A 25,220-nucleotide genomic window follows, 5' to 3' on the forward strand; every position below is an offset into this window, starting at 1 on the left:
AATGAAAAAAATCACACAGGAAGCCAAAAATATGGGAATAAACAGGCTTTCTAAGCGAATGGGGTAGCCGTGAAAGTCGCCTTTGGTGCGTCGGTAAGCTTCAAGGCTTGAAAAAATAATCGAGATAGTCGCCATTAAAAGACCTGGTAGCAGAGTCTTTTGCCATTGCATGCCGGTGCATACGTAATGGCCACCCCAGTGGCGACAAAAAAAGGTGACCACCATGCAGCGGCAGAAAAACTACGCGTAAGAACAAATTGCTGTACGGGCGTTAGTCTGATTGCTCCCTTCATACGATCCGCAAACACCATGATCACCGATAGATTAATTACAGCACCTAAAACTTGCACGCCAATAGCGGTGTTAAAAATAGCGCTTAAACCTTTTGGCAAAGGGCGGCTTTCATCTTTGGAGCCAGTAAGATCTAAAAAAGACACCGCAACAAACATCGCCAACATGGGTAAGTTGACCGCAAAAACTTGTTGCCAAGTCATCCATGTACCTTTTGAGGCGGCAAACAATAGCGCCGCTATTCCTATTGCCATTAACCAAGAGACTTGGCGTTTTGCACTTGGCGCTAAAGTATGCCACATGGCGAAATTAGCGGACCAAGCCAGTATGGTTGGAAGCAATACAGAAATGAATGGCGGAACAGTTAATAGATAAAAAAGCAAAGTGCCCAGTACCAGCCAACCGGTGTGTTTTTTTAGAAATGTCATTATGTGACAGATGTTCCTTGTGTCATGAAGGCATATTTTCTTACATACCTAGCCTTACACCAAATACTGATACATATAAAAACAATGGGCAATAAAATATTGTGATTATGCTGTGTGATTTTTAATCCTTATTAAATGAGCCGTTTATAAAAAACGCCACACACAAACAAAAAAAGATAATACCGCTTGGTAAACCATCGATTTACATTCCTCTTACTCCATCCGGAGATCGTTCACTTTATAAAAATAACAAGGAATGAAAAGATGAAAAAAATCGTTTCTATGAGTCTGCTGGCGACTCTTTGTGCTGCGACATCACTTCCTGCATTGGCTGCAGGTGAAAAAATCGGTTTATTAATGTCTGACTTACGCTTAGAGCGTTGGCAGAAAGACCGTGATTTGTTTACTCAAGCGGCGGAATCTATGGGCGCAGAGGTCTATACTCAGTCTGCCAACGGCGATGTAACGACTCAGATTTCTCAGATCGAAAACATGATTTCTCGTGGTGTTGATGTGTTGGTTATCGTGCCGGAAAACGGTGAGGTACTTGGTAATGTTTTGGCCGAAGCCAAGGCCGAAGGCATTAAAGTGCTAGCGTATGATCGCTTGATTAAGTTTGCCGACATCGACTTGTATGTGTCTTTTGACAACATTCGAGTGGGAGAAATGCAGGCTGAAGCCTTGCTGGGGTTAAAACCTACGGGCAATTATTTTTTGATGGGCGGCTCACCAACGGATAACAACGCAAAGATGTTCCGTCAAGGTCAGATGAATGTGTTGCAGCCGGCTATCGATGCGAAAAAAATTAACGTAGTGGGTGACCAATGGGCAATGGGTTGGTCGGCAGAAGCGGCCTTGAACATTATGGAGAATGGGCTGACGGCCAATGCCAATAAAATTGACGCGGTGGTTGCGTCTAACGATTCAACCGCAGGTGGCGCGATTCAAGCACTTGCCGCACAAGGTTTGAGTGGCAAGGTGGTCATTTCTGGCCAAGATGCAGACTTAGCCGCGGTGCGTCGTATTGTTGCGGGCACACAAACTATGACCGTGTACAAGCCGATTTCCAATCTTGCCAAAACCAGTGCAGAGATGGCGGTGAAGCTGGCACGAGGTGAAAATATTCAATCCAATGGATCGGTGAATAATGGCACAAAAGAGGTTAATGCCGTATTACTTGCGCCTATTTCTGTTACCAAAGCTAACCTAGATGCCACCGTGATAGCCGATGGCTTCCACTCTCGTAATGATGTTTACAACCCTTAACTTTTTATTGTATGGCGCTCCATTGAGCGCCATTTGCTGTTTTTTTGTATGCAAAAAAGCTGTAGGAAAAGAGGTGTAAACATGACGCAACCATTATTGGACATGCGCGGTATTGTAAAAAGCTTTTCGGGTGTTCGTGCGTTGAATGGCGTCAGCATTCAGCTTGCTCGCGGTGAGGCCTTGTCTATCTGCGGGGAAAATGGTTCTGGTAAATCGACTCTGATGAAGGTGCTCAGTGGTGTGTGGCCTCATGGTTCCTATGAGGGTGAGATTTTTTTCGAAGGTAATCTGGTGAAAGCCGCGACCATCCGCGATACCGAAGCGCTTGGTATTGTCATTATTCATCAGGAGCTAGCGCTGGTGAAAGAATTATCGGTATTGGAGAATATTTTTCTCGGTAACGAACTGGGTTCTTTTGCACGACTCAATGACGAGGAAATGTATCGTCGCACGTCAGAATTGTTGGCTCGGGTGAAGCTTAATGTGTTGCCCGATACGCCAATACGAGATCTTGGCGTCGGCCAGCAGCAGTTGGTCGAGATCGCCAAAGCGTTGAATAAAAACGTGAAATTGTTAATTTTGGATGAGCCAACCTCGTCTTTGACGACGACAGAAATTGACATTTTGTTGAACATTGTGGGTGAGCTAAAACAACAAGGTATCGCCTGTATTTATATTTCTCATAAATTGGATGAGGTGTTGGCTTTATCCGATTGGGTTACTGTGATTCGAGATGGTGACCACATTGATACCAAGTCCGCGGCTGATCTGACGCAAAATGACATCATTAGTATGATGGTTGGTCGCGAATTGGATGAGTTATTTCCGCGTGAAGAACACGACATCGGTGATGTGGTTTTGCGCGTTAAACACGCTACCGCCAAACAAGCAGGCGCGCCCCAGAACCAGGTAGACGACGTTAGCTTTGAATTGCGTCAAGGGGAAATTCTTGGTATCGCTGGTTTGATCGGTTCTGGCCGTACTGAGCTGATGCAATGTCTGTATGGTTCTTACGATGGTGAGTATCAGGCAGAGATCGAGTTAGAAGGCCAAACGGTCAACATTCGTTCTCAACGTGTGGCGCTAGAGGCTGGTATTGCCATGGTGCCAGAAGATAGAAAGCGTCATGGTATCGTGCCTATTATGAGTGTTGGTCGCAATATTACGCTATCCGTATTAGGTCAATACTCTTCTTGGTTTGGCGCCGTCAATGAAGACAAAGAAAGTCATGATATCAACAACTACATCGCACAACTAAAAGTCAAAACGGCCTCCGCAGATTTATCGATTAAAAACCTCAGTGGCGGCAATCAACAAAAAGCCATCATCGCCAAATGTTTGTTAACCCATCCGAAAATTCTGATTCTCGATGAACCAACTCGCGGCATCGATGTAGGCGCTAAATATGAGATCTACAAGTTGATGTTTGCTCTAGTGAAACAAGGCATGTCCATCATCATGGTGTCGTCTGAATTATCCGAAGTAATAGGGATCAGTGACCGAGTATTGGTGATGCACGAAGGGCGTTTAAAAGGGCAATTTGACCATCAAGGTTTGACCCAAGAAATGATTATGAATTGTGCGATCAAAGAAGGTGTAGCGAATGTTTAAAACAATAAAAACCAGTCAATTACAACTGTTTGCGATGTTGGCAGCGATGCTGCTGATTGTCGTCTTTTTTTCCATTGCCACCGATGGGGCGTTTATCTCGCCACGGAATATTTCGAACTTGATTCGCCAAACGGCGATTGTGGGCGTGCTCGCGATAGGGATGGTGTTCGTCATAATTAGTGCGGAAATTGATTTGTCGGTTGGCTCTATGATGGGCTTATTGGGTGGTATTGCGGCGATTTTGGATGTTTGGTTTAACTTTCCGATTTTATTGACTGTGTTGGTGACGGTGGTCGCGGGTTTGGCTCTTGGTTTGTTTAATGGTTGGTGGGTGGCCTATCAAAGGGTGCCATCGTTCATCGTTACCTTGGCGGGCATGTTGGCGTTTCGCGGTATTTTGGTGGGTTTGACCGATGGTGCCACCGTTGCACCAACGTCGAGTTCACTGGCCGTTATTGGTCAAAGTTATGTTCCTTCTGGTTGGGGCATCAGTGTGGTGGGCTTATTGTGTTTAGGTCTAATCGCAAAAGTCTATGCTCGACGCAAGGCAAGAAAGCAACATGGCGTTGAAAACAAGGCGGCGAAGTTTGAATACGCAAAAGCCTTAGTTGCTGTGGTGGTGTTGTTGGTCTTGTTGTATGCCTTGGAAAGTTATCGAGGTATTCCAACGCCGATTTTGATCATGGGCGGATTGATCCTTATTGCCACTTATGTTGCCAAACGCACTGCCTTTGGTCGTCGAGTCTATGCTATTGGTGGCAACATTGAAGCCACTCGTATGTCTGGGGTGAACGTTGAGCGCACCAAAATGCTGGTGTTTGGCTTTAACGGCATGATGGTGGCAGTGGCCGCTTTGATTCTGACTTCTCGGCTTGGTGCGGGTTCTCCAGCGGCCGGAAACATGGCGGAACTGGATGCCATTGCGGCCTGTGTGATTGGCGGAACCAGTTTGGCTGGCGGTGTTGGTGCGGTATTTGGTGCCATCATGGGGGCGTTGATTATGGCAAGTTTAGACAACGGCATGAGCATGCTGGATGTACCAACTTTTTGGCAATTAATCGTCAAAGGCATGATTTTATTGCTGGCTGTCTGGCTGGATGTGAAAACCAAAAAAGCACAGTAAAGGTTAGCGCGCGAAGGTTGGATAGGTTTTGTAGGTCGTGGCTTTAGCCCGACGAGACGTGATTTGTTGCGGTCATGTTTTTTGTCGGCATATTTTCTAAAGGGTAAATCACGACCTACCAGATCGGCGTAAACCAAAAAAAGCGCAGTAAAACTTCGTGCGCGAAGGTTGGATAGGTTTTGTAGGCCTGATGAGGGAGGTACGACCGTGATCAGGCGTGAGACGTTACGTATACCGTTAACCGTCAGATCACGCCTTCGTTCCTCGGCTCATCTGACCTACAAGATCCACAGAAGTCGTTTAGCAATAATCATGACGATTAACAAAATGAAGGATATGTTTTATGTATATCGGAATTGATCTCGGCACTTCTGGTGTCAAAGTAATTTTAATGGCAGAAGACGGTAATGTCGTGGCAAGCTGCTCTTCGCCTTTGTCAGTGTCTCGGCCGTTTGATCTTTGGTCCGAGCAGAACCCAGAAGACTGGTGGCAAGCGACGGATTTGGCCATGTTACAGTTGGCTGCAGAGAATGATTTGCAGGGTGTTAACGCCATTGGTTTATCGGGTCAGATGCATGGCGCAACCTTATTGAATAAAAAGGGTGACGTACTACGGCCTGCAATCTTATGGAATGACGGCCGTTCCCACGAAGAATGTTTGCTATTGCAAAGGCGCTGCCCAGAAGTGCAAGCAATTACGGGTAATTTGGTGATGCCCGGTTTTACCGCGCCTAAGTTGCTGTGGGTAAAACAGCATGAACCAGAAATTTTTGGGCAAATTGCGAAAGTGTTGTTACCAAAAGATTACCTACGTTTTCGGATGACGGGCGAGTTTGCTACTGACGTTTCTGATGCGTCTGGCACACTGTGGTTAAACATGGAACAACGCGTTTGGAGTGACACCATGTTGAGCGCCACAGGATTGACGGCTGAGCAAATGCCTTGTGTGTTCGAAGGAACCCAAATCACTGGTGTGATTTATGACGATTTAGCAAAACGCTGGTCTATGCCCATTGTGCCTGTCGTAGCGGGGGGTGATAATGCCGCTGGTGCCGTGGGAATGGGCATTATTTCACCTCAGCAAAGCATGTTGTCATTGGGTACATCTGGGGTGATTTTTGCAGTAAGTGATGGCTTTACCGCCAATCCTGCGGCGGCTTTGCACAGCTTTGGTCATGCTATTCCAAACACTTGGCACACCATGTCAGTGATGTTGAGCGCGGCAAGTTGTCTTCATTGGGTGACGAAATTAGCTCAGTTTAGCAGCGTGGAAGCAGCGCTTTTAGCCGCGGAAAATCGCATAGATCACGATACTAACCTCACCTTTTTGCCGTATTTAAGTGGCGAAAGAACGCCGCATAATGATCCTAATGCAAAAGGTGTTTTTTGGGGAATGACCCATGAAACCACCGCAGCGGATCTTGTTCAGGCGGTGCTTGAGGGCGTGACCTTCGCTTTGTTGGATGGGTTAGATGCTGTACGTTCTGCGCAAACCATCAACGACAGTATTGATGTGATTGGCGGCGGCGCTAAAAGCGCGTATTGGCTACAAATGTTAGCCGATGTCTTTAATGTGCCAATGGATTCCCGAGAAGGTGGTGAGGTTGGTCCCGCTTTGGGAGCCGCACGATTGGCGGCAATAGGTTATCAAGGCCAAGAAGCGTTAAAGACCATTTGTACCAAACCCGAGCCTCATTAAACAGTATTTGCCTAATCAAGCAAACGCCACTCGATATACTGAAAAGCGCGAGCGCTTTCAGGCGTTATATCAAAGAGTAAAAGGATTTTGATGCGCGAGAGCGGTGCCTTATGACACCGCTCTTTTTATGACAAACTTTCTCTCATTACGATTTCTGTTATTCCCTTTCTGATTTTTATCATTCTCTAGAACTAATGGACTCTCAGAGAGTATTATCGAGCCAGCTAGAATAAAAATTAGAGACGCTTTTGTATGTTTGAAAAACGCTACCGACTCAATCTCGTGTTCAATGCCAACAAGGTCTACGATCGACAAGTGATCGAAGGAATTGGTGAATATTTGCAAGCCGCGCAATGTGACTGGGACGTTTACTTTGAAGATGATTTTCGCTCTCGCCTTGATGCGCTAAAGCATTGGAAAGGGGACGGCATTATTGCCGACTTTGATAACCCAGAAGTGGAAGAGATTCTTAAAAACACAGATATTCCCACCGTGGCAGTGGGAGGGTCTTATCACCATAAAAAAGACTACCCTAGATTGCCTTATGTGGCGACGGACAATGCGGCCTTAGTGCGCTGTGCGTACCAGCATTTAAAGCGTAAAGGCTTGCCGCAGTTTGCTTTTTACGGTGTCCCCAGTACAGATTACAGTCGTTGGGCCAGTGAGCGGGAGCATGCGTTTGTTGAGCAAGTCCGTTCTGACGGCTTTGAACCCCATGTGCATCAAGGTTTTTGTACGTCGGCGGAAATTTGGGAAACGGCACAGCATGCGCTTGAAGCTTGGCTGAATAATCTGCCTAACCCCATTGGCATTATTGCCGTTACCGATTCCCGCGCGCGCCATTTGTTGCAGGTCTGTGATCATTTGAATATCTTGGTGCCGGAGCAAGTTGCCATTGTTGGGATTGATAATGAGAGCATGGCAAGGTATTTAAATCGCACCGCCTTGTCTTCCGTTGAACAGGGTAGTAAGCAAATGGGCTATGAAGCGGCAAAAATGCTGCATAGAATGTTGTTAGGTTATCCTGTTGAAAATTCGTTGGTGGTGGTCGATCCCATCGGTATTGCGGAAAGACAGTCATCGGATTATCGCGCGTTGCACGACCCATATGTCATCCAAGCCATGCACTTTATTCGTCATAATGCTTGTCGCGGGGTAAAAGTCGCACAAGTTGTGGACTACATTGGTATATCAAGAACTAATCTAGAAACCCGCTTTATCGACGAAATTGGCTGCTCAATGCACGAACAACTTCACATGACCAAGTTTTATCGCGCTTGTGAATTGATCACCTCAACTGATTTACCGTTTGATGAAATTGCCCGAACTTGTGGCTATCCTTCCGTGCAATACATGTACACGGTATCACGTAAAAACCTAGGCATGACGCCGGGGAATATCGCGTGTCGTCGCGGCTTGGTAAAGACAATAAGCTGTGATTTGAATATTTAAAAAAACTCTTGCTGCATTTTGGCAGTGCCGTTAAGTATACTTCCCTAAAAGCTATTGGGTTCTGGATGATTGTTTGACGAATAAAATGGGCTGGTAAGCGCTTGATCTATTTGTCTTTATTTGGAAAACTTGGCGAGCTTTACATCTAATTAAGATCGTTCATGAAAGGGGAGTATAAGTTTGTCTGCGACCATCAAAGACGTTGCGTTACGGGCTGGTGTATCGACCACGACAGTCTCTCATGTTTTGAATAAAACGCGCTTTGTGGCGAAAGCGACACAAGAACGGGTTCTCCAAGCCGCTGAAGAACTCAACTATGCGCCCAGTGCCGTGGCACGCAGCTTAAAGGTAAAAAATACCAAAAGCCTTGGCATGTTAGTCACCACCACCTTGAATCCCTTTTTCGCCGAATTGGTCAACGAAGTAGAGAAGTGTTGTTACCGAGAAGGTTACAACCTTGTGCTTTGTAATACCGATGGCGAGCTAGAAAAACCAATTCTTATCTACGCATGCTAACGCAAAAACGTGTTGATGGTATTTTGGTCATGTGTTCCGCCTATGACGATTCGCTGTTTAGCTCTTTGATTGGCCAGCGTAATTTGCCTATGGTGGTAATGGATTGGGTACTCCTCTGATGACTATGTTGATCGCATTCAAGACAACTCAGTAAAAGGCGCGCATTTGGCTATTCAGCACCTTATTGAGCAAGGTCATAAACGCATTGCCTACATTGGTGGCCCGTTAGAAAAGTTGCCCGCGAAGCAGCGTTTAGACGGTTTCATTGAAGCCATGGAGCAAGCAAATCTGGTCGTTCAAGACGACTGGGTGATTGAATCTGACTTCGAATTTGAAGGCGGTAAATTAGGGATGCGCCAATTGTTATCTTGTGCGAGTTTGCCAAGTGCGGTGTTTATCGGTAACGATGCCATGGCAATGGGGGCCATGAGCGAAGCGCAATTGTCTGGTATTAAGATCCCGCAGCAATTGTCTGTCATTGGTTATGATAACTGCCTGTATTCTGCCTATTTTAGCCCGCCGTTAACCACCATTAATCAACCTAAAGAGCGATTAGCCGAGTTGGCAATCAGTACCATGATTGAGCGGATTGAGAATCCGCGCCAAGAAGGCAAGATGATCATGTTGGAGTCCCAACCTAGTGGTTCGTTCGTCGGTCGCTGCTGTATCGACAATATAGCGCCAATGTCTTGTTATTTTCTGTGTATTTTCCTTTCAGATTGTTGGGGACTCTCTGCTCGATTCTAGATGAAAAACGCGTTTTAAGATTGAGAATAGGGCTTGTTGGAAGTCTTTTTATAGAGAAAAGTCCTTATAATTCAGTCGCTTGATTGTTTGTCGTTAAATTACACCAGATATTCATGTTTTAGTGTCTTAACTGTTTGATAAATAGGGTTTTTTTCTTATCGGTCAAGAATTCATTGACAAGCTCCATATGCTTAAGATAAAAATAGCAAACGATTACGCAATCGTTTGCTATTCGATATATTTTAATAAAAATAAGCATACCGGAGACATACAATGAAAAAGAAAACCTTCTTGAAATCTTGCCTTGCTGCGACATTACTGACCTTGGCTAGCACCAGCGTTTTAGCTAGCAATGGTTTGATCGCCATTATTACCCCATCCCACGACAATCCATTTTTTAAAGCCGGTGCCGAAGGCGCTGATGCGAAAGCCAAAGAATTGGGTTATGACACCTTGGTGGCGTCTCATGACGGTGATGTAAACAAACAAAACCAATTGATTGAAACAGCCATTGCTCGTCAAGCCAAAGCGGTGATTTTGGATAATGCGGACGCAGACGCCAGTATTGGATCGCTAGAGCGTTTGAAAAAAGCCGGCATTCCAGCTTTCCTATACGACCGTGAAATCAATAAAACCGGTATCGCTGTCACGCAAATCGTATCGAATAACTTCCAAGGCGCTCAGCTTGCTGGTGAGAAGTTTGTCGAATTAATGGGCGAAGGCGGTGAATACGTTGAGCTAGTAGGGCCAGAGTCCGATACTAACGCGCAAGTACGTAGTGAAGGTTTCCACGATATCGTTGATAACTTCCCTGAGTTCAAAATGGCGGCTCGTCAGTCTGCCAACTGGAGCCAAACTGAAGCGTTTAGTCGTATGGAATCGATTTTACAAGCGAACCCAAACATTAAAGGTGTGTTCACTGGGAATGATTCTATGGCCTTGGGTGCCGAAGCAGCACTTCAAGCTGCGGGCCGTAAGGATGTTTTCATCGTGGGTTTTGATGGTCTAGATTACGCACGTGATTCGATTCTAAAAGGCTCCAACATCAAAGCAACCGTTATGCAACCAGCCTACGCTCAAGCACAGCGCGTTGCGGAACAAGCCGATCTTTACATTCGTACAGGCTCAACAGGATTGCCAGAAAAACAACTCATGGATTGTGTATTGATTGATGGTTCTAATGCGAAAAACCTAAGTAACTTCGCGCTCAAATAATAACAACCTGACTCGGAGTCCTCGCCTATGAGGGCTCCGGCTCTTTGGGTATCATTATGTCTTATAAAAAACTCTTTCAATGTATCGGGCTTATTGCCTGCCTTAATCTGCTGACAGCCTGTACTGTTACGGACTTAGATGCTGAAGGCAATCCTATTATCCCTAAAGATCCAAATGCCGTGGTTAGCTTTGCAGACTTTACTTTGTCGGAAGTAGCCGATCAGCTTTGGCAGCCAAAAGTCTTGCCTGAAGCAACACAAGCATTCACCCCGTGGGAAAGCATTAAGTCCCAGTTGGATGCGCAGCAAATTAACACCAAGCAAAGCTTTTTTGTGCGTTTAGATGGCACCATCGAAAGCGTGGATTTAGGCAAAATGAAAGGCGTGGTTAAGCTTAAAGTAGGCGATACCAATATCGATCTGCAAGTTGGTCGCATCATCAAAGGTAATGCGATTCGTGATGCCTCTCAATATGTGTTGTTTGATGATTTTAAAAACCAAATTCGTTTCGCTCAAATCTCCCGAGAGTTGAACAATCGCGCTATGGCGGCTATTGGTGAACCAGATGCTAGCTGGGTCGGTGAAACAGCTTCTGTTATTGCTGCGATTACCATAGATCAAAACGTCATCAGTGATGCTGTGCCAATACAGATTACTCGTGGAGGCAAATGATGAGCCAAGCTAACGCAGACATCGTCATTCGCGCTGAAAAAATCTCCATGATTTACCCAGGCACTATCGCGTTAAACGAAGTGGATTACCGAGTTTATCGTGGCAAGGTGAACGTCATCATAGGCGAAAATGGCGCGGGTAAATCCACCTTGATGAAAATTCTGGCGGGTGTTCAGCAGCCAAGCAAGGGTACTATTTATCTCAACGATGAAGCCGTGTCTTTTCAGCACACACGGGACGCTGCTGCCAAAGGCATTGGCATGGTGCATCAAGAGTTGAATCTGTTTGGCAACCTCACGGTGGCGGAAAATATTTTCTTGGGACGGGAAAAACAGCGAGGCCTGCTGCCGCTAGACACAGCGGAGCAACATCGAGTGACTGCTGAGACTCATGGCGCGTCTTGATCAAGACATTGCGCCATCTGAATTACTGTCTAACTTGAAAGTTGGTCAGCAGCAGTTGATTGAAATCGCCAAAGCCTTGGCCGATGAAGCCGATGTGCTGATTTTGGATGGAGCCCACTTCGGCGTTGAGTAAAACCGAAGTCGAGCTGCTTTTCAAAGTGATTCGAGATTTAACCGCTCAAGGTGTTTCTATCATCTATATCTCCCATCGCTTAGAAGAGCTGATGGCGATTGGTGATTACATTACGATTTTACGCGATGGGTATTTCCAATCTGAAGCGCAGGTCAAAGACATCGATGTGCCGTGGATCGTCAGAGAAATGCTGGGTAGCGATCCGGTGTCTACTTTCTTAAAACCAGGTCGTGAATTTGGCGAACCGGTGCTCAATGTCAAAAACATTAAGCTGATCAACGAAATGGGTCATACCTTGGTTGATGACGTGTCGATGAATGTGAAATCCGGTGAAATTGTGGGCGTGTATGGAGCTCATGGGAGCGGGTCGAACTGAGCTAATGGAATGTCTGCTTGGTTTGCAAGAATACTCAGGTGACGTGAAGATTGCGGGGCATAAAGTGCCTGCGAAAATGGACACCAGCGAACGCATTAAATTGGGCATTTGTTTGGTACCAGAAGATCGAAAAAAGAACGGTATTTTTCCCATTTCGTCAGTGAGCAATAACATGACGATTTCGAGCTTGTGGCGTCGACTTAAGCATCGTTTTTCCATCGATGAAAAAGCCGAAGCCGAGGCGGTGACGTCCGCTATTGGCGATTTATCCATCAAGGTATCGTCTCCTGATATTGAAATACGCGCATTGAGCGGTGGTAACCAACAAAAAGTGGTGATTGGTCGAACCTTGTTAACCAGTCCGAAAGTGTTGTTATTGGATGAGCCAACGCGTGGCATTGATATCGGTGCCAAGGGCGACGTGTTTAACATGATGGTGACACTTTCAGAGCAGGGAATCGGCGTGTTGTTCTCAACCTCTGACCTGAAAGAAATCATGGCGGTTTCTGATCGCATTCTGGTGATGTCCGGAGGCAAACTAACCGCCAATATACTTCGATCTGAAGCCACAGAATCTGCACTTGTGTCAGCAAGCGCGCAAGGACTTTAATATGAAAATTTCTCAAAATATGGCGTCTCAACCATCGTCGGTTTTCTCTGGCGAAAGTCTGTTATTACTGGCGTTAAAAATGCGCACCTTTATTGCGTTGTTTTTAATCCTCGCTTTCTTCACCTTTATGGTACCGGGTTTCTTGGCGGCGAGTAGCGTGATCATCATGGTGAAGCACATTGCCATCAACGCCTTTTTGGCACTTGGTATCACCTTCGTTATTATCACCGCAGGTATCGACCTTTCTATTGGTGCGATTCTGGGATTTTGTGGCATGGTTGCGGGTTGGCTGATTACTAAGGGAATCGTCTTGCCGATGTTTGGCATCGCCATTTTTCCTAGCGTTTGGCTGATTGTTCCTATCGTTTTGGTTATCGGTGGTTTGATAGGCGCTGTTAACGGTATTTTGATCACCCGTTATAACGTCGCGCCTTTTATTTGTACCTTGGGCACCATGTATGTTGTGCGTGGCGCGTCCATGTTGTTGTCTGGTGGTGAAACCTTTACGGGTTTATCCGGTAATGAACAGCTGGGCAATACGGGGTTTGAGTTAATTGGTTCTGCGAAACTCTTGGGTTTACCTTACGCCATTTGGATGATGTTTATCCTTGCCGGCGTGATTGCCTACATCGCCAAAAGAACGCAATTTGGTCGTCACGTGTTTGCCATTGGGGATAACGAACATTCTGCCGAATTGTCTGGTGTGAAAGTGCGCAGTGTCAAAGTTTGGGTTTACACCATTTCTGGTTTTTGTGCGGCGATTGCGGGCATTGTGGTGTCTTCACAGTTGGTGGCTAGTCATCCAGCAACGGGTGTCTCTTTTGAAATGAACGCCATTGCCGCCGTGGTATTAGGTGGAACCTCATTGGCTGGTGGTCGCGGCACCATTATGGGTACGCTGATTGGCGCTTTCGTGATTGGTATTTTAGCCGATGGTTTGGTGATGATGGGCGTGAGCGAATTTTGGCAAATGGTGATTAAAGGTGTGGTGATTATTCTTGCTGTCATCATCGACCAAAAACAAAGCCGCTTACAGCATAAAGCCGCCATCGTGCAGCAAAAATAGATTATCAATATTTGCTTTCAGCCTATCTGTGATTAGGGAAAAAACATGCTAAAAAATATAGATCCTTTGCTAAGTGGTGAATTACTGAACGTGTTACGTACTATGGGTCACGGTGATGACATCGTTTTGGTTGATCGTAATTTTCCAGCGGCTTCGATGGCGGCTGGAAAACCAGTTATTCGTTTAGATGGTGTGAACGTCATTCAAGCCGCTAAGGCAATTTTATCGGTACTGCCGTTGGATACCTTTGTTGAGCAGCCTGTGACTCGTATGCAAGTGGTGGGCGAAGACGAATCTGTGATGCCAGAAGTGCAGCAAGAATTCGCCGCTGTTTTAAAAGCGGCTGACAGTGACAATGCGGAAATGGGGTCGTTAGAGCGTTTTGCTTTTTATGACGCAGCAAAAAAAGCCTACGCTTTTGTTGTGACTGGCGAAGGGCGAGGTTACGGCTGCTTTCTATTGAAAAAAGGCGTGATCTTTTCTTAATTTTTCGTAAAACCAAGTCATAAAAAACACAGGCCAGCTTTCGTTGGCCTGTGTTTTTTTGTCTTTATTGGTTCAGCTCTTACGAATGAACCTATTTAAAAATATAGCCATTCACCATGTTTTCTAGCATCTCTTGACGACCAGACACTGGCTTAGGATCGATGTTGTTTTTCTCGGCGTATTCCGCAAGATCTTGCAATGTGTGTTTGCCCGCTAGAATATCGGCACCCAAGGTGTCATTCCATTTCGCATAGCGTTGATCTACAAAGTTCGCCAATTTCTCATCTTCGATCATTTTCACCGCCCGTTCTAATGACAGGGCCAAGGTGTCCATGGCGCCAATGTGACCGTGGAATAAATCTTCCAGATCCATCGATTGACGACGTAACTTGGTGTCGAACATGTAGCCGCCCGTTTTGAAACCGCCCGATTTTAGAATTTCATAAGTAACCAGCGTGTATTCTTCCACACTAGTTGGGAATTGGTCTGTATCCCAGCCTAATTGCGCGTCGCCTTGGTTGGCGTCGACAGAGCCAAGAATACCCAATGAGCAAGCCGTGGCAATTTCATGGTGGAAACTGTGACCTGCCAAGGTCGCGTGGTTGGCCTCGATGTTGACCTTGATCTCTTTTTCAAGACCAAACTCTTTTAAGAAGCCATACACCGTCGCCGTATCGTAATCGTACTGATGCTTGGTTGGCTCCGCGGGTTTTGGTTCGATCAACAAGGTGCCTTCAAAACCGATTTTGTATTTGTGCTCAACCACCATTTGCATGAAGCGGCCAAGCTGAGCGCGTTCGCGTTTTAGATCGGTATTCAATAGGGTTTCATAACCTTCACGGCCGCCCCACAGAACGTAGTTTTCGCCTTTAAGGGCTTTGGTGGCGTTCATCGCATGAAATACCTGAGTCGCTGCGTAAGCAAAGATTTCAGGGTTCGGATTGGACGCTGCGCCAGACATGTATCTTGGATTGGAAAAAGCATTCGCCGTGCCCCACAATAGCTTGATGCCAGTGGCTTCTTGCTTGGCCTGAAGAACCTCAACCATTTGCGCGAAGTTATTAATGTACTCTTTGATCGTGCGGCCTTCTGGGCTGACGTCCACATCGTGAAAGCTGTAATAGGGCACACCCAGTTTAGTGAAAAACTCAAAGGCAGCATCGGTTTTTAGCTTTGCTGCTGCCATTTCTGAATCCGCTTTAAACCAAGGACGATCAAAGGTATTTGCGCCAAATACATCGCTGCCTTGCCAACAGAACGTGTGCCAATAACATACCGCCACGCGTAAATGCTCCGCCATGGTTTTCCCCATCAACACCTTGTTCGCATCGTAATGTTTGAACGCAAATGGGTTGTTTGAACTCGCGCCTTCGTACTTGATAAATGGCACGGTTTTGAAAAATTCGCTCATTTTAAAAACTCCTGACTATTGTTATTTTTTGTCCCTACGAATCATTGATTTTTTAGACTGGAGCATCAATTACGAAATTTTCTGAGCGCGTTATTGAATTTGTTGGGCATTTTGTGTGGAGTTGTATGGGTTAATGGCTTTGCTCCGATCGGGGAAGTTGTAATAAGATTAGGGAACAATTATTACGGAGGGCAAAGGAATGCCAGTTATTAGTCGTTTTTACGGTATATTGATTGCTATGTATTTTAATGATCATAATCCACCACACTTCCATGCGAAGTATTCAGGGTATGAAGCGTTATTCGCATTTGATGGGAGGATACTTGAAGGGAGTCTACCGAAACGTGCATCTGCTTTTGTTCAAGAATGGATTGCAATGCATCAAGCAGAACTAGAAGAGAATTGGTCTCGCGCGAAAGCGGGTGAACCTCTAAATGACATTGCCCCATTGGAGTAAACAATGCTGCATATTACGTCCGCTAAATATTTATCAGGCTATAAGTTGTGGATTGCCTTTGATGATGGAACCTCAGGAGAAGTGGATTTGGCCAATGAGTTCTCAAAGGCTCGATGTTCGAACCTCTTAAAGATTTGGCCGAGTTTCAGAATGTCTCTGTCGATCCAGAGCTAGAGACTATTGTTTGGCCTAACGGCGCAGATTTAGCACCAGAGTTTTTAAAGGTATTGCAGAAAAAGCAGAGTAGTGCGTTTTAATATAAATTTGAGTTTAAACAGTCACATTTTAAATTTTTTGTTCAGTCTTAATCCTATTCTTAAAAATAGGAAGCAGAGGAAAAAGAGATTAATTTGAGTGACTGAAATAGTTGTGAAGTTATTTTTTCAGTCATCGGGTCAATTGGTTTCGTTAGTAGGTGTAATCTTGGCTTATATTGAATCTAAAAATCTGCTAGCTCTGTTGCTAAGGTTGAGGGTGTGAGGTATGAAATTATCAGTCAGTGTGAATTAATTAAAGTATCAAGAGTTCACCTCGAAACTGTATGAACTCTTTAAGTAACTTTTATTAAAATTGATGACTTTTAGTTGTTTAAACCGAATAGTTGGTTTTAATTTATAGGAAGTTTCCATCGAGATTGAAGCGTGTGCGATTTTTAAAAGAGAAGAATCCAAAAAAATTGAAGGACGATTATGGATGGAAATGAAGTTATCATTATTTTTATGGCAATTATATGGATCCCTCTATGTTTATGGTTGTTAATTAAAATGCCTAACGCAAGAAAGTGTGGTTCATGCGGCCAACCTTTAAATATTCAACGTCAAAAAACGTATCATTTTTTTATAGATAAAAAAAATATTGAGATATGTAGAAATTGTTCCAAAAAAATAACTCCATTCATTCCTGGAGAAATTAATTTTAAGAAAAATAGTCCAGTTAGTATCAGTGTTGAAAACAATTCAATTAGTGAAATTATTGAAGAAATAAATCCAAAAAATAGAAGTGGCATAAAGCAAAAAGTTGGCCTTGTCAGTGCTCTTGATAAAAGTATTTCAACTAGTGAAGTGTTTGAAGAGATAAATCCAAAAACTAGAAATAGCATGCCGCAACAAGTTTGCCAAATTAGTGCTCTTGGTGAAAATATTTCAATTAGTGAAGTGCTTGAAGAAATAAAGGCTAAAAATTGTCTTTGGCTGGATACCGAAACTACAGGCCTTTCTAGTAATGATGAAATTATTGAAATATCAATATGCACGCATGATAAACAAGTTGTTTTTGACTCAATACTAAGCTCAAAAGTTACCTGTAATGCACAAGCTAGGGCTGTACACGGTATAACTGATGAACAAATTTCTAATGGAATGCCGATAGAGTCAGCGAAAGCGATCTTACTTAAATTGTTGGAAGGGAAAACGATAATATCGTTTAATGTAGACTTTGATTGTCAAATGCTATTTCAAACCATTGGGCTGAAAACTAACAAAAGATTCTGTGTAATGAAGTGGAGTCAATCTGTTCTTGATTACGAAAGATGGCCTCGACTTGAAAAAGTTTGCGAACGGCTTAACATTAAACAGCTAGAAACACATCGTTCTTTTTCTGATACTATTACTACCATTGATGTATTCAATAAGCTGCTTGATCTTACAAGTAATCATAAATCTCTTCTACGTGACTTTGCATCGATTGATCTAAACACTATAGATCGACTGGACGATGGTGATACTCTATTTTTATCGCCTAATTCAAATATCTTTGCTTTTGATCGTCTCATAGACCGATATGGGAACGATATTATTGGCATCCGTTCAAAGGCTCTAAAGAGGATGCTTAAAAAAGAAGGAACAAGGGTTTTTGTAAAAAATACTCGTAAAGGAAAGACGTTAAAAGTTCAATATATTGGTGAACCTGATATGCGGCTGCCAATATCCATGGGAGAGTTGAGCAATAGATTGGGTATGTTGAAATTAAAGAAAACCAATCCAAATAAATACTTAAAATTAAATGCAACGATTGCTCTATCAAGTATAAATAAAGCTACAAATAATGTTGTAGATGGCATGTGCTATTTTCCTTCAATTGCTATTAACGCAAAGATATATGAAGACTTAGAGTGTTTGCCAATTTTTCATAACAGCGACAGAGATAGCATTGCTTTTATAATCACCCACCCAAAAAGCACACTGAAAAGGTTATTTGCTCTGGGATTACAAGGATACTCATCAATTCTAACAGTGGTTGAGCATGATAAAAAAATCACCATTACTGCTTATCATCTTCTGGATGCACAAAACATAACTATTTTAAATAGTTGGAGCCTTGATGGAGAGAAGGCATGGTCAGGTGATTACTAATCAACAACAAATTAAAGAATACCAAGCCACCCACCTTTAGAAGCCAGTCATAGCAAGGGATTGGGTTTTACTTGGTGATTAAATGCTGCAAATAATGCTTCTGTTTTTGTGAAAATGATGAATACTGAACAGGCAAGTTTGTTTTCGTCTAGTATGAATCGGAGTGGTTATGTCTTTTTTAGTGTCTATGTCAAAAGCCTTTTTTGCTTCTTATATTGAAGAGTTGATTGTGCAGTATGCGCGAGAAAATGTAGAGTCTGGTCGTTGGCAGAAAACAGGATCATTGTCCCGAGCCAGACGAGATATAGAAAGATTGTTACCGCGTGGAATCGACACGGACAACAATCATTTTTTTGAAATGAGAGTACCAGAAGAGAGCGAAACAGTCGGTATGATATGGCTGTCGTTAGAGAACAGTAGTACTACGAGTACGGTGTTTATTTACGATTTAGAAATCAAGGCAGAACATCGCCGCAAGGGCTATGCCAAGCTTGCTCTCAAGGAAATCGAAGACTTCGCCGCAACGCACAATATCGTCAATATTGGCTTGCATGTGTTTTCTCATAATGACGCGGCCCAAAAGTTGTACGCTAAAATGGGTTATGAAACGGTCAGTGTGAATATGGTCAAGAGAATAGATCAAGCGACAATGCCATAGCGCTGGTTTTGTATCTGCGTTCAACTCTGATTGCTTCAAGCGCTGCGTTGCTCAGCGCTGATCCTTGTATCCTCAACGTTATTTTTCCCTATAAATCATTGTCTGTTTAGACTTGAATTTCCTTGGCCTTTATTTCTGAGGCGGTGGCATAAAAATCCGTAAAGAGTCGAGCTCTCGCCGCGAGCGTAAAAAAATAGGATTTGCATTTTCTATTAATAGAAATAATAATGATTCTTCTTATCGTTATCTATTTTGGAGAATAAGATGCCTTTTACCTTACCCGAATTGCCTTACGCTTATACCGCTTTAGAGCCGCACATTGATGCGTTGACGATGGAGATTCATCACAGTCGTCACCATCAGACTTATGTGAATGGATTAAATGCTGCTCTAGAAGGAACAGCTTATGCGGATTGGTCTCTTGAGCGTTTGTTGCGCGAGATTGCGTCATTGCCAGAAAACGTTCAGGGGGCGGTGCGCAATCATGGTGGTGGTCATGCGAATCACAGTTTGTTTTGGTTGGTGATGTCACCAGAAGGGGGTGGGGAGCCACAAGGACCATTAGCAGACGCGATTCAGCAAAGCTTTGGTAGTTTTGAAGAATTTAAACAACTGTTTATTAAGGCGGCATTGAGCCGATTTGGCAGTGGTTGGGCTTGGTTGGTGAAAGATCAGCAAGGTAAATTGCAGGTGACCAGCAGCGCCAATCAAGACAGCCCATTGATTGATGGATTGACACCGATTTTAGGCTTGGATGTTTGGGAACACGCTTATTATTTGCAGTATCAAAATAAACGTCCTGACTACGTTGCGGCATTTTTTAATGTCATCAACTGGTCGCAAGTCGCTGTGTGGTTTCAGGAGTAAGCATGAAGTTGACTCTGTTGTCGTTACCTAAGATCCGCGTGAGAAAGTGGATCGGAAGCATCATTTTAGTACTAGGTGCTTACACCGCCATCGATCAGTTTGTGGTGTTGTTACAACAACATTCTCAGGTGCGTTATGCTTTTTATGCGGGTGTTGTGGCGGCAGCGGCGACGGCTATGGGCGCATTGCCTGCTTTGTTTCTGCATCGCTTATCGCAAAAATTGCATGACGTTATGCTGGGGTTTGGTGCTGGGGTAATGTTGGCGGCTTGTATGTTCTCTCTGATTATCCCTGCTTTGGCGTTGTTGGAAGGCAGTGGTGCTTCGCCATGGTATAGCTCCAGCTCTGTTGGGGTGGCAATTCTGCTTGGTGGCGCATTTATGTTGGTGTTGGAACGGCTTGTACCACACCAACATTTTATTAAAGAGGAAGACAGGTTACGTGGTCAGACTTTGCGGCGCAGCTGGTTATTTGTTTTTGCCATTGCTCTGCATAATATCCCGGAAGGTTTGGCGATAGGTGCGTCTTTTGCCAGTGGTAATGTGTCGGCGGCTACAGCGTTGACAACAGGTATCTCGATTCAGGATATTCCTGAAGGATTAGTGGTTGCCATGGCGTTGTTAGCCGTGGGCTACAGCCGTTTATTGGCGGTGGGTATTGCTGTGCTGTCAGGTTTGACGGAGCCTGTTATGGCCGTTATTGGTTCGGTGGTGTTGGGGGAATCTAGCGTATTGTTGCCTTTAGGGTTGGCTTTAGCGGCTGGTGCTATGTTGTTTGTGATCAGTCATGAAATGATTCCTGAATCTCATCGTCAAGGTCATGAGTTGGCGGCAACAAAAGGCTTAATGTTGGGTTTTGTGCTTATGATGCTGTTAGATACGGCGTTGGCTTGATTGCATAAAAGTGGTGCACTAATGACGAAATGGGCTTTTTTGGCCCATTTTTTGTTGTTTGTTAGTGACTGGTGGTGTCAAAAAAATGCCTTGGGCCTTTAAAATAAAGCGTTCTGTATAACTGGCACACAATCTGCTACATCAAAAATGTTCGTACCCTTGGAAAGTCGAACATTACAATTTAGATTATCAATAGAGAGCTAGGGTTCCGATTTCGATCTTATCGAAATGACTGGTCCGAGAGCTTTCGACCTTGACAGTTTCAAGGTTACACGGCGGGACAAAAGCCCGGGAGACCACATGGCGATATGGCCAAGGGTACTCCGTGTGTAATTAAACAAACTGAAAAGGTAGCTTCCATGAAAAATTCCGCAAAAAAAGTAACCGTTCTACTGTTTACGCTTCTCCTGTCTGCAAACACCTTTGCTGCTGATAAATTTAAAGTGTGTTGGTCTATTTATGTCGGTTGGATGCCTTGGGCCTATGCGGCGCAAGAAGGTATTGTGAAAAAATGGGGCGACAAATATGGTATCGACATCGATGTGGTGCAAATCAATGATTATGTCGAATCCATCAACCAATATACCGCAGGCCAATTTGATGCCTGTGCGATGACGAACATGGACGCGCTGACCATTCCGGCGGCGGGTGGCATCGATAGTACGGCATTAATTGTTGGGGATTTTTCTAACGGTAATGATGCGGTTATCTTAAAAGATAAAAACCAGTTGGCGGATATTAAAGGGCAGAATGTCAATTTGGTCGAATTGAGTGTGTCTCATTATTTGCTAGCTCGTGCCTTGGACTCTGTGGGTCTTAGTGAGTCCGATGTGAAGGTAATTAACACATCTGATGCTGACATGGTGTCTATTTATGGAACCCGTGATGTGACGTCCGTGGTGACTTGGAATCCTTTGCTAAGCGAAATCACGTCCATGCCTAATTCAAACAATGTGTTTGACTCTTCACAAATCCCTGGTGAAATCATCGATATGCTGGTCGTTAATACCGATACGCTTAAAACGAATCCTAATTTAGGTAAAGCCTTGGTGGGTGCGTGGTATGAAGTCATGGCGTTAATGAGTGGTACGGATCAAGCAGCGATTGATGCGCGTACTGCCATGGCGGAAGCCTCTGAAACGGATTTAGAAGGCTACGATGCACAACTTGCCAGCACGAAAATGTTTTACACCCCACAATCCGCGTTGGCTTTAACAAACAGCAAAGAATTGATGGCAACCATGCAACATGTTGCGGAATTCTCTTTTGACCATGGTTTATTAGGTGATGGCGCGCCAGATGCCGGTGCCATTGGTATTGAAACATCAGCAGGTGTGTTTGGTAACGCCGACAATATCAAACTTCGCTTTGACCCCACTTACATGCAAATGGCTGCTGACGGCCAACTCTAATCATCCAAAGTAAACGCTCTGCTTAATTAACGATGTTTAAGTGGAGCGTCATGGGATAAAAGCATGAAAAAACTCATAAATTATAAGCCGAATCGAACGAACGTCATCTTACTGGGATTATTGCCATTCGCCTTGCTCATCCTCGTGTATATGGTGAACTCAGATGCCCGGCTGGCTATTAATCCAGACGACAAACTGTTACCAGCGTTTAGCCAAATGGGAGAGTCCATGTATCGCATGGCATTTGAACCCAGTAAGCGTTCTGGTGAGTTGTTGTTTTGGCAAGACACGGCAAGCAGCTTGACGCGTTTGGCTTTGGGGGTCGTGATTGCCGCCATTGTTGGCTTGTTTGTTGGGGTATTAACGGGTGCCTTGCCTATTTTTGCAGCGGGCTTTTCGCCTTTGCTTACGGTTGTGTCACTGGTGCCACCACTGGCCTTGTTACCGATTTTATTTATTGTCGTTGGCCTTGGTGAAGTGTCAAAAATCACCTTGATTGCAATAGGGATAACGCCCTTTATTGCCCGAGATATCCAGCGACGTACTCAGGAGATTCCAGCTGAGCAACTGGTGAAAGCACAAACCTTGGGGGCCAGTACCAGCCAGATTCTAATCCGTGTGGTATTGCCGCAAATTATGCCGAAGCTGATTGATGCCATTCGTTTGTCTTTAGGGGCGGGGTGGTTGTTTTTAATCGCGGCGGAAGCCATAGCGTCAACAGATGGGCTGGGTTATCGAATATTTTTGGTGCGTCGTTATTTGTCTATGGATGTGATTTTGCCTTATGTGGCGTGGATTACACTGCTGGCATTTCTGGTGGATTACCTGCTCAGTAAATTAAACCGTCGACTCTTTCCTTGGAGTGTGGAGGCGCAATCATGAGCGAGAAAAAAGTAGCAAGAACCATGATTCAAGCGAACAACATCGGCAAGCGTTATGGTCAAGATATTATTCTTGAGCGTGTCAATGTCAGGGTGCAAGAAGGAGAGTTTGTCACTTTAGTTGGCGCGTCTGGCTGTGGCAAAAGTACTTTTTTGAAAATGATCTTAGGTATTGAATCGGCCACTGAAGGCGAGTTGCTTTTGGATGGTAAGCCGATACCCAATGAGCCAGGTTCAGATCGCGGCATTGTATTTCAGCAATATTCGGTTTTCCCGCACATGACGGTGTTGGAAAATGTCAATCGCGGCAAAAGGTTTTCAAAAGTCGTCTATTACTGGTTACTTGTTTGGTAAAGAGAAAAAAATCGCCAAGCAAGAAGCCAGTGAAATGCTAGCGCAAGTGGGTCTTGGTCATGCTTTAAATCGCTATCCCCATGAGTTGTCTGGCGGTATGAAGCAGCGTCTTGCTATTGCCCAAGCGGTGATATGTAAACCGCGTATTTTGCTTCTAGATGAGTCCCCTTTGGTGCGTTAGACCCTGGCATTCGAGCGGATATGCATACCTTGGTATTGGATCTTTGGCGCAAGCATAAGCTGACTATTTTTATGGTCACTCATGATCTGAAAGAAGGCTTTTACCTCGGAACGCGTTTATGGGTGTTTGACAAACTACGCCATGACCCTCATGCACCAAATGCTTATGGTGCTTCTATTACCTATGACTTACCAGTCGGCCATATGGCTGAGCCACTTTTTGACGAAATTGATCAACGTATTCGGCCGCTCTCCAATGTTGACCAGAATACGGAGGACACTGCATTATGAAGAAATACAAAACCCTTATCCCCGCTGCCAGTCATTGGTCGCTTCGTGTGCGTCGAGGAATGCAAATGACTCTGACGGATATGGAAGGTGAGGCCAATGTGGGCATGGTGTTTTACAACCCAGAAAACGTACTGGAGCGTTACAACGCACCTGACACCTTAAAAGGTCAACATACTTTTAAACTCACTAAAGGTGATTGTTTATATTCCGATATGGGGCGTATTTTTGCTTCCATCATTGAAGACACTGTTGGCTGGCACGAGACGGTCAGTGGTAACTGTCATGCTTCACACATCGAATCGAAGTGGGGTAAACGTGACTATCAAAATGATCGTAATGATTGGATGCAAAATGGCCACGATGCCATGTTGGTAGAAATGGCTAAATACGGTTTAAGCAAAGCCGACATTGTGGCGAATTTGAACTTATTTAGCCGAGTGGGTACCGACGCCGAGGGCAATATGTCCTTGGTAGAGGGCAATAGCCCAGCGGGTTCCAGTGTCACCTTACGTTTTGAAATGGACACCTTGGTAATACTGCATACTTGTCCGCATCCATTGAGCAAAGCAACAGACTACCCAAGAAAGCCGATTTTTGTCTTGTTGGAAAAAGCCGCGCCTGTGGCAGAAGATGACTTTTGCAAAATATCTCGCCCTGAAAATCAACGGGGTTTTGCCAATAACGAACTTTATTACTTTGGTGCGGGGGCCTAATCATGATCAAAGAAAGCCTATTAAAAGCAGAAAGCGCCAATGCGATTTACCACGTGGATGCCGGTGATTATTTTATCGGCGTCGTGAAAGCAGGTTCTACGTTTCGAATTGTTGACTTAGAAGGCAACCAAGCCGCGGATACTTTGTTTTACAACGCTAATGATCCGGCTGAACGCTACAGCGCCACCGATACGATTCGTGAACAAGGTAATGTGTATTTAACCGCTGGGTCGGCAATCCGCTCCAATCAAAACAATGTCATGTTGGAAATCGTCGCTGATACCTGTGGTCGCCATGACACCTTGGGCGGCGCTTGTGCTACCGAGAGCAATACTGTGCGTTATGACTTAGAAAAACGCTGCATGCACGCCTGTCGAGACAGCTGGATGTTGGCGATTGCCGAAAACCCAGAATTTGGTTTATCGAAGCGCGACATCAGCCACAACATCAACTTCTTTATGAATGTGCCTGTTACGGAAGCGGGTGGTTTGACCTTTGAAGACGGTATTTCTGCACCAGGTAAATACGTGGAAATGATCGCTAAAATGGATGTCATTGTGTTGATTTCCAATTGCCCACAGTTAAATAACCCTTGTAACGGCTATAACCCAACGCCAGTGGATATGTTGGTTTGGAATGCTTAAGGGATCTGTTCAGA

At 44.6% G+C, this 25,220-nt stretch carries 31 protein-coding genes and 1 riboswitch; of the genes, 29 read left to right on the plus strand and 2 right to left on the minus strand.

Going from position 1 to position 25,220, the window contains the following annotated elements; all coding sequences use genetic code 11:
• Window positions 1-134: 134 nt before the first annotated feature.
• Complete coding sequence (locus tag ONZ52_RS22190; RefSeq protein ID WP_265220801.1) at window positions 135-719, minus strand: hypothetical protein; 585 nt, start codon at window positions 717-719, stop codon at window positions 135-137.
• Window positions 720-983: 264 nt separating this feature from the next.
• On the opposite strand from ONZ52_RS22190, the gene xylF reads away from it, so the two are divergent.
• The 15 genes from xylF to ONZ52_RS22265 all read left to right on the plus strand — a co-directional run bounded on the left by xylF (window position 984) and on the right by ONZ52_RS22265 (window position 14,094).
• Window positions 984-1,985: a D-xylose ABC transporter substrate-binding protein gene (gene xylF, locus ONZ52_RS22195; RefSeq protein WP_265220802.1), complete on the plus strand. Its 1,002-nt coding sequence runs from the start codon at window positions 984-986 to the stop codon at window positions 1,983-1,985.
• An 81-nt stretch (window positions 1,986-2,066) separates the two neighbouring features.
• Window positions 2,067-3,596: a xylose ABC transporter ATP-binding protein gene (locus tag ONZ52_RS22200; protein WP_265220803.1), complete on the plus strand. Its 1,530-nt coding sequence runs from the start codon at window positions 2,067-2,069 to the stop codon at window positions 3,594-3,596.
• Window positions 3,589-4,719: a sugar ABC transporter permease gene (locus tag ONZ52_RS22205; protein WP_265220804.1), complete on the plus strand. Its 1,131-nt coding sequence runs from the start codon at window positions 3,589-3,591 to the stop codon at window positions 4,717-4,719. The genes ONZ52_RS22200 and ONZ52_RS22205 overlap by 8 nt, the downstream gene beginning before the upstream one ends.
• Window positions 4,720-5,062: 343 nt before the next feature.
• Window positions 5,063-6,418 carry a xylulokinase gene (gene xylB, locus ONZ52_RS22210; RefSeq protein ID WP_346433254.1) on the plus strand — a complete coding sequence of 452 codons (1,356 nt, stop codon included), beginning with the start codon at window positions 5,063-5,065 and terminating at the stop codon, window positions 6,416-6,418.
• 252 nt (window positions 6,419-6,670) lie between these two features.
• The gene (locus ONZ52_RS22215) at window positions 6,671-7,870 is read left to right on the plus strand and encodes a XylR family transcriptional regulator (protein ID WP_265220805.1); all 1,200 of its coding nucleotides are present in this window, start codon (window positions 6,671-6,673) and stop codon (window positions 7,868-7,870) included.
• A gap of 180 nt (window positions 7,871-8,050) precedes the next feature.
• A complete protein-coding gene (locus tag ONZ52_RS22220; protein ID WP_265220806.1) occupies window positions 8,051-8,386 on the plus strand; it encodes a LacI family DNA-binding transcriptional regulator in 336 nt (111 codons plus the stop codon).
• A gap of 165 nt (window positions 8,387-8,551) precedes the next feature.
• The gene (locus ONZ52_RS22225) at window positions 8,552-9,133 is read left to right on the plus strand and encodes a substrate-binding domain-containing protein (protein WP_265220807.1); all 582 of its coding nucleotides are present in this window, start codon (window positions 8,552-8,554) and stop codon (window positions 9,131-9,133) included.
• 273 nt (window positions 9,134-9,406) lie between these two features.
• Window positions 9,407-10,348, plus strand: a complete 942-nt coding sequence (locus tag ONZ52_RS22230) for a D-ribose ABC transporter substrate-binding protein (RefSeq protein WP_111606098.1) — start codon at window positions 9,407-9,409, stop codon at window positions 10,346-10,348.
• A gap of 56 nt (window positions 10,349-10,404) precedes the next feature.
• A complete protein-coding gene (locus tag ONZ52_RS22235; RefSeq protein WP_265220808.1) occupies window positions 10,405-11,019 on the plus strand; it encodes a DUF2291 family protein in 615 nt (204 codons plus the stop codon).
• Window positions 11,016-11,423, plus strand: coding sequence for an ATP-binding cassette domain-containing protein (locus ONZ52_RS22240; RefSeq protein ID WP_265220809.1), 408 nt, complete (start codon window positions 11,016-11,018; stop codon window positions 11,421-11,423). Before ONZ52_RS22235 ends, ONZ52_RS22240 begins: the two co-directional genes overlap by 4 nt.
• Window positions 11,410-11,556 carry a hypothetical protein gene (locus ONZ52_RS22245; protein WP_265220810.1) on the plus strand — a complete coding sequence of 49 codons (147 nt, stop codon included), beginning with the start codon at window positions 11,410-11,412 and terminating at the stop codon, window positions 11,554-11,556. Before ONZ52_RS22240 ends, ONZ52_RS22245 begins: the two co-directional genes overlap by 14 nt.
• Entirely contained in the window at window positions 11,549-11,932 is a 384-nt protein-coding gene (locus ONZ52_RS22250) for a sugar ABC transporter ATP-binding protein (RefSeq protein WP_265220811.1), read from the plus strand. Before ONZ52_RS22245 ends, ONZ52_RS22250 begins: the two co-directional genes overlap by 8 nt.
• Window positions 11,913-12,542: an ATP-binding cassette domain-containing protein gene (locus ONZ52_RS22255; protein ID WP_265220812.1), complete on the plus strand. Its 630-nt coding sequence runs from the start codon at window positions 11,913-11,915 to the stop codon at window positions 12,540-12,542. Before ONZ52_RS22250 ends, ONZ52_RS22255 begins: the two co-directional genes overlap by 20 nt.
• A gap of 1 nt (window position 12,543) precedes the next feature.
• Complete coding sequence (locus ONZ52_RS22260; protein ID WP_111606095.1) at window positions 12,544-13,608, plus strand: ABC transporter permease; 1,065 nt, start codon at window positions 12,544-12,546, stop codon at window positions 13,606-13,608.
• 45 nt (window positions 13,609-13,653) lie between these two features.
• Window positions 13,654-14,094, plus strand: coding sequence for an RbsD/FucU family protein (locus ONZ52_RS22265; protein WP_123096770.1), 441 nt, complete (start codon window positions 13,654-13,656; stop codon window positions 14,092-14,094).
• 91 nt (window positions 14,095-14,185) lie between these two features.
• Here the strand turns inward: ONZ52_RS22265 and xylA are convergent, their stop codons facing one another.
• On the minus strand, window positions 14,186-15,505 hold the full coding sequence (xylA, locus tag ONZ52_RS22270; protein ID WP_111606093.1) for a xylose isomerase: 1,320 nt from the start codon (window positions 15,503-15,505) through the stop codon (window positions 14,186-14,188).
• A gap of 199 nt (window positions 15,506-15,704) precedes the next feature.
• Between xylA and ONZ52_RS22275 the strand changes: the two genes are divergently transcribed.
• The 14 genes from ONZ52_RS22275 (at window position 15,705) to ONZ52_RS22335 (ending at window position 25,206) form a co-directional block, all read left to right on the plus strand.
• Window positions 15,705-15,962, plus strand: a complete 258-nt coding sequence (locus ONZ52_RS22275; RefSeq protein WP_265220813.1) for a DUF4160 domain-containing protein — start codon at window positions 15,705-15,707, stop codon at window positions 15,960-15,962.
• 3 nt (window positions 15,963-15,965) lie between these two features.
• Window positions 15,966-16,136: a DUF2442 domain-containing protein gene (locus ONZ52_RS25520; protein WP_428981199.1), complete on the plus strand. Its 171-nt coding sequence runs from the start codon at window positions 15,966-15,968 to the stop codon at window positions 16,134-16,136.
• Window positions 16,076-16,219 carry a DUF2442 domain-containing protein gene (locus tag ONZ52_RS22280; protein ID WP_265220814.1) on the plus strand — a complete coding sequence of 48 codons (144 nt, stop codon included), beginning with the start codon at window positions 16,076-16,078 and terminating at the stop codon, window positions 16,217-16,219. Before ONZ52_RS25520 ends, ONZ52_RS22280 begins: the two co-directional genes overlap by 61 nt.
• A gap of 432 nt (window positions 16,220-16,651) precedes the next feature.
• The gene (locus ONZ52_RS22285; protein WP_265220815.1) at window positions 16,652-18,313 is read left to right on the plus strand and encodes a 3'-5' exonuclease; all 1,662 of its coding nucleotides are present in this window, start codon (window positions 16,652-16,654) and stop codon (window positions 18,311-18,313) included.
• Between the two features lie 169 nt (window positions 18,314-18,482).
• Window positions 18,483-18,971, plus strand: a complete 489-nt coding sequence (locus tag ONZ52_RS22290; RefSeq protein ID WP_265220816.1) for a GNAT family N-acetyltransferase — start codon at window positions 18,483-18,485, stop codon at window positions 18,969-18,971.
• A gap of 264 nt (window positions 18,972-19,235) precedes the next feature.
• The gene (locus tag ONZ52_RS22295) at window positions 19,236-19,838 is read left to right on the plus strand and encodes a superoxide dismutase (protein WP_265220817.1); all 603 of its coding nucleotides are present in this window, start codon (window positions 19,236-19,238) and stop codon (window positions 19,836-19,838) included.
• A 2-nt stretch (window positions 19,839-19,840) separates the two neighbouring features.
• Complete coding sequence (locus ONZ52_RS22300; protein WP_265220818.1) at window positions 19,841-20,731, plus strand: ZIP family metal transporter; 891 nt, start codon at window positions 19,841-19,843, stop codon at window positions 20,729-20,731.
• A 189-nt stretch (window positions 20,732-20,920) separates the two neighbouring features.
• A riboswitch (guanidine-I (ykkC/yxkD leader) is annotated at window positions 20,921-21,028 on the plus strand.
• Window positions 21,029-21,090: 62 nt separating this feature from the next.
• Entirely contained in the window at window positions 21,091-22,143 is a 1,053-nt protein-coding gene (locus ONZ52_RS22305; protein ID WP_265220819.1) for a putative urea ABC transporter substrate-binding protein, read from the plus strand.
• 63 nt (window positions 22,144-22,206) lie between these two features.
• Window positions 22,207-23,025, plus strand: coding sequence for an ABC transporter permease (locus ONZ52_RS22310; RefSeq protein ID WP_265220820.1), 819 nt, complete (start codon window positions 22,207-22,209; stop codon window positions 23,023-23,025).
• Window positions 23,022-23,378, plus strand: coding sequence for an ATP-binding cassette domain-containing protein (locus ONZ52_RS22315; protein ID WP_265220821.1), 357 nt, complete (start codon window positions 23,022-23,024; stop codon window positions 23,376-23,378). Before ONZ52_RS22310 ends, ONZ52_RS22315 begins: the two co-directional genes overlap by 4 nt.
• Window positions 23,320-23,559 carry an ATP-binding cassette domain-containing protein gene (locus ONZ52_RS22320; RefSeq protein WP_265220822.1) on the plus strand — a complete coding sequence of 80 codons (240 nt, stop codon included), beginning with the start codon at window positions 23,320-23,322 and terminating at the stop codon, window positions 23,557-23,559. The genes ONZ52_RS22315 and ONZ52_RS22320 overlap by 59 nt, the downstream gene beginning before the upstream one ends.
• Window positions 23,560-23,579: 20 nt before the next feature.
• Window positions 23,580-23,849: a P-loop NTPase family protein gene (locus tag ONZ52_RS22325; protein WP_265220823.1), complete on the plus strand. Its 270-nt coding sequence runs from the start codon at window positions 23,580-23,582 to the stop codon at window positions 23,847-23,849.
• Window positions 23,846-24,562 carry an urea amidolyase associated protein UAAP1 gene (locus tag ONZ52_RS22330; RefSeq protein ID WP_265220824.1) on the plus strand — a complete coding sequence of 239 codons (717 nt, stop codon included), beginning with the start codon at window positions 23,846-23,848 and terminating at the stop codon, window positions 24,560-24,562. The genes ONZ52_RS22325 and ONZ52_RS22330 overlap by 4 nt, the downstream gene beginning before the upstream one ends.
• Before the next feature lie 2 nt (window positions 24,563-24,564).
• Window positions 24,565-25,206: an urea amidolyase associated protein UAAP2 gene (locus ONZ52_RS22335; RefSeq protein WP_265220825.1), complete on the plus strand. Its 642-nt coding sequence runs from the start codon at window positions 24,565-24,567 to the stop codon at window positions 25,204-25,206.
• The last annotated feature ends 14 nt before the right edge of the window (window positions 25,207-25,220 follow it).

Origin of the sequence: Marinomonas rhodophyticola (assembly GCF_026113935.1) — a bacterium.
Lineage (GTDB): Bacteria > Pseudomonadota > Gammaproteobacteria > Pseudomonadales > Marinomonadaceae > Marinomonas > Marinomonas rhodophyticola.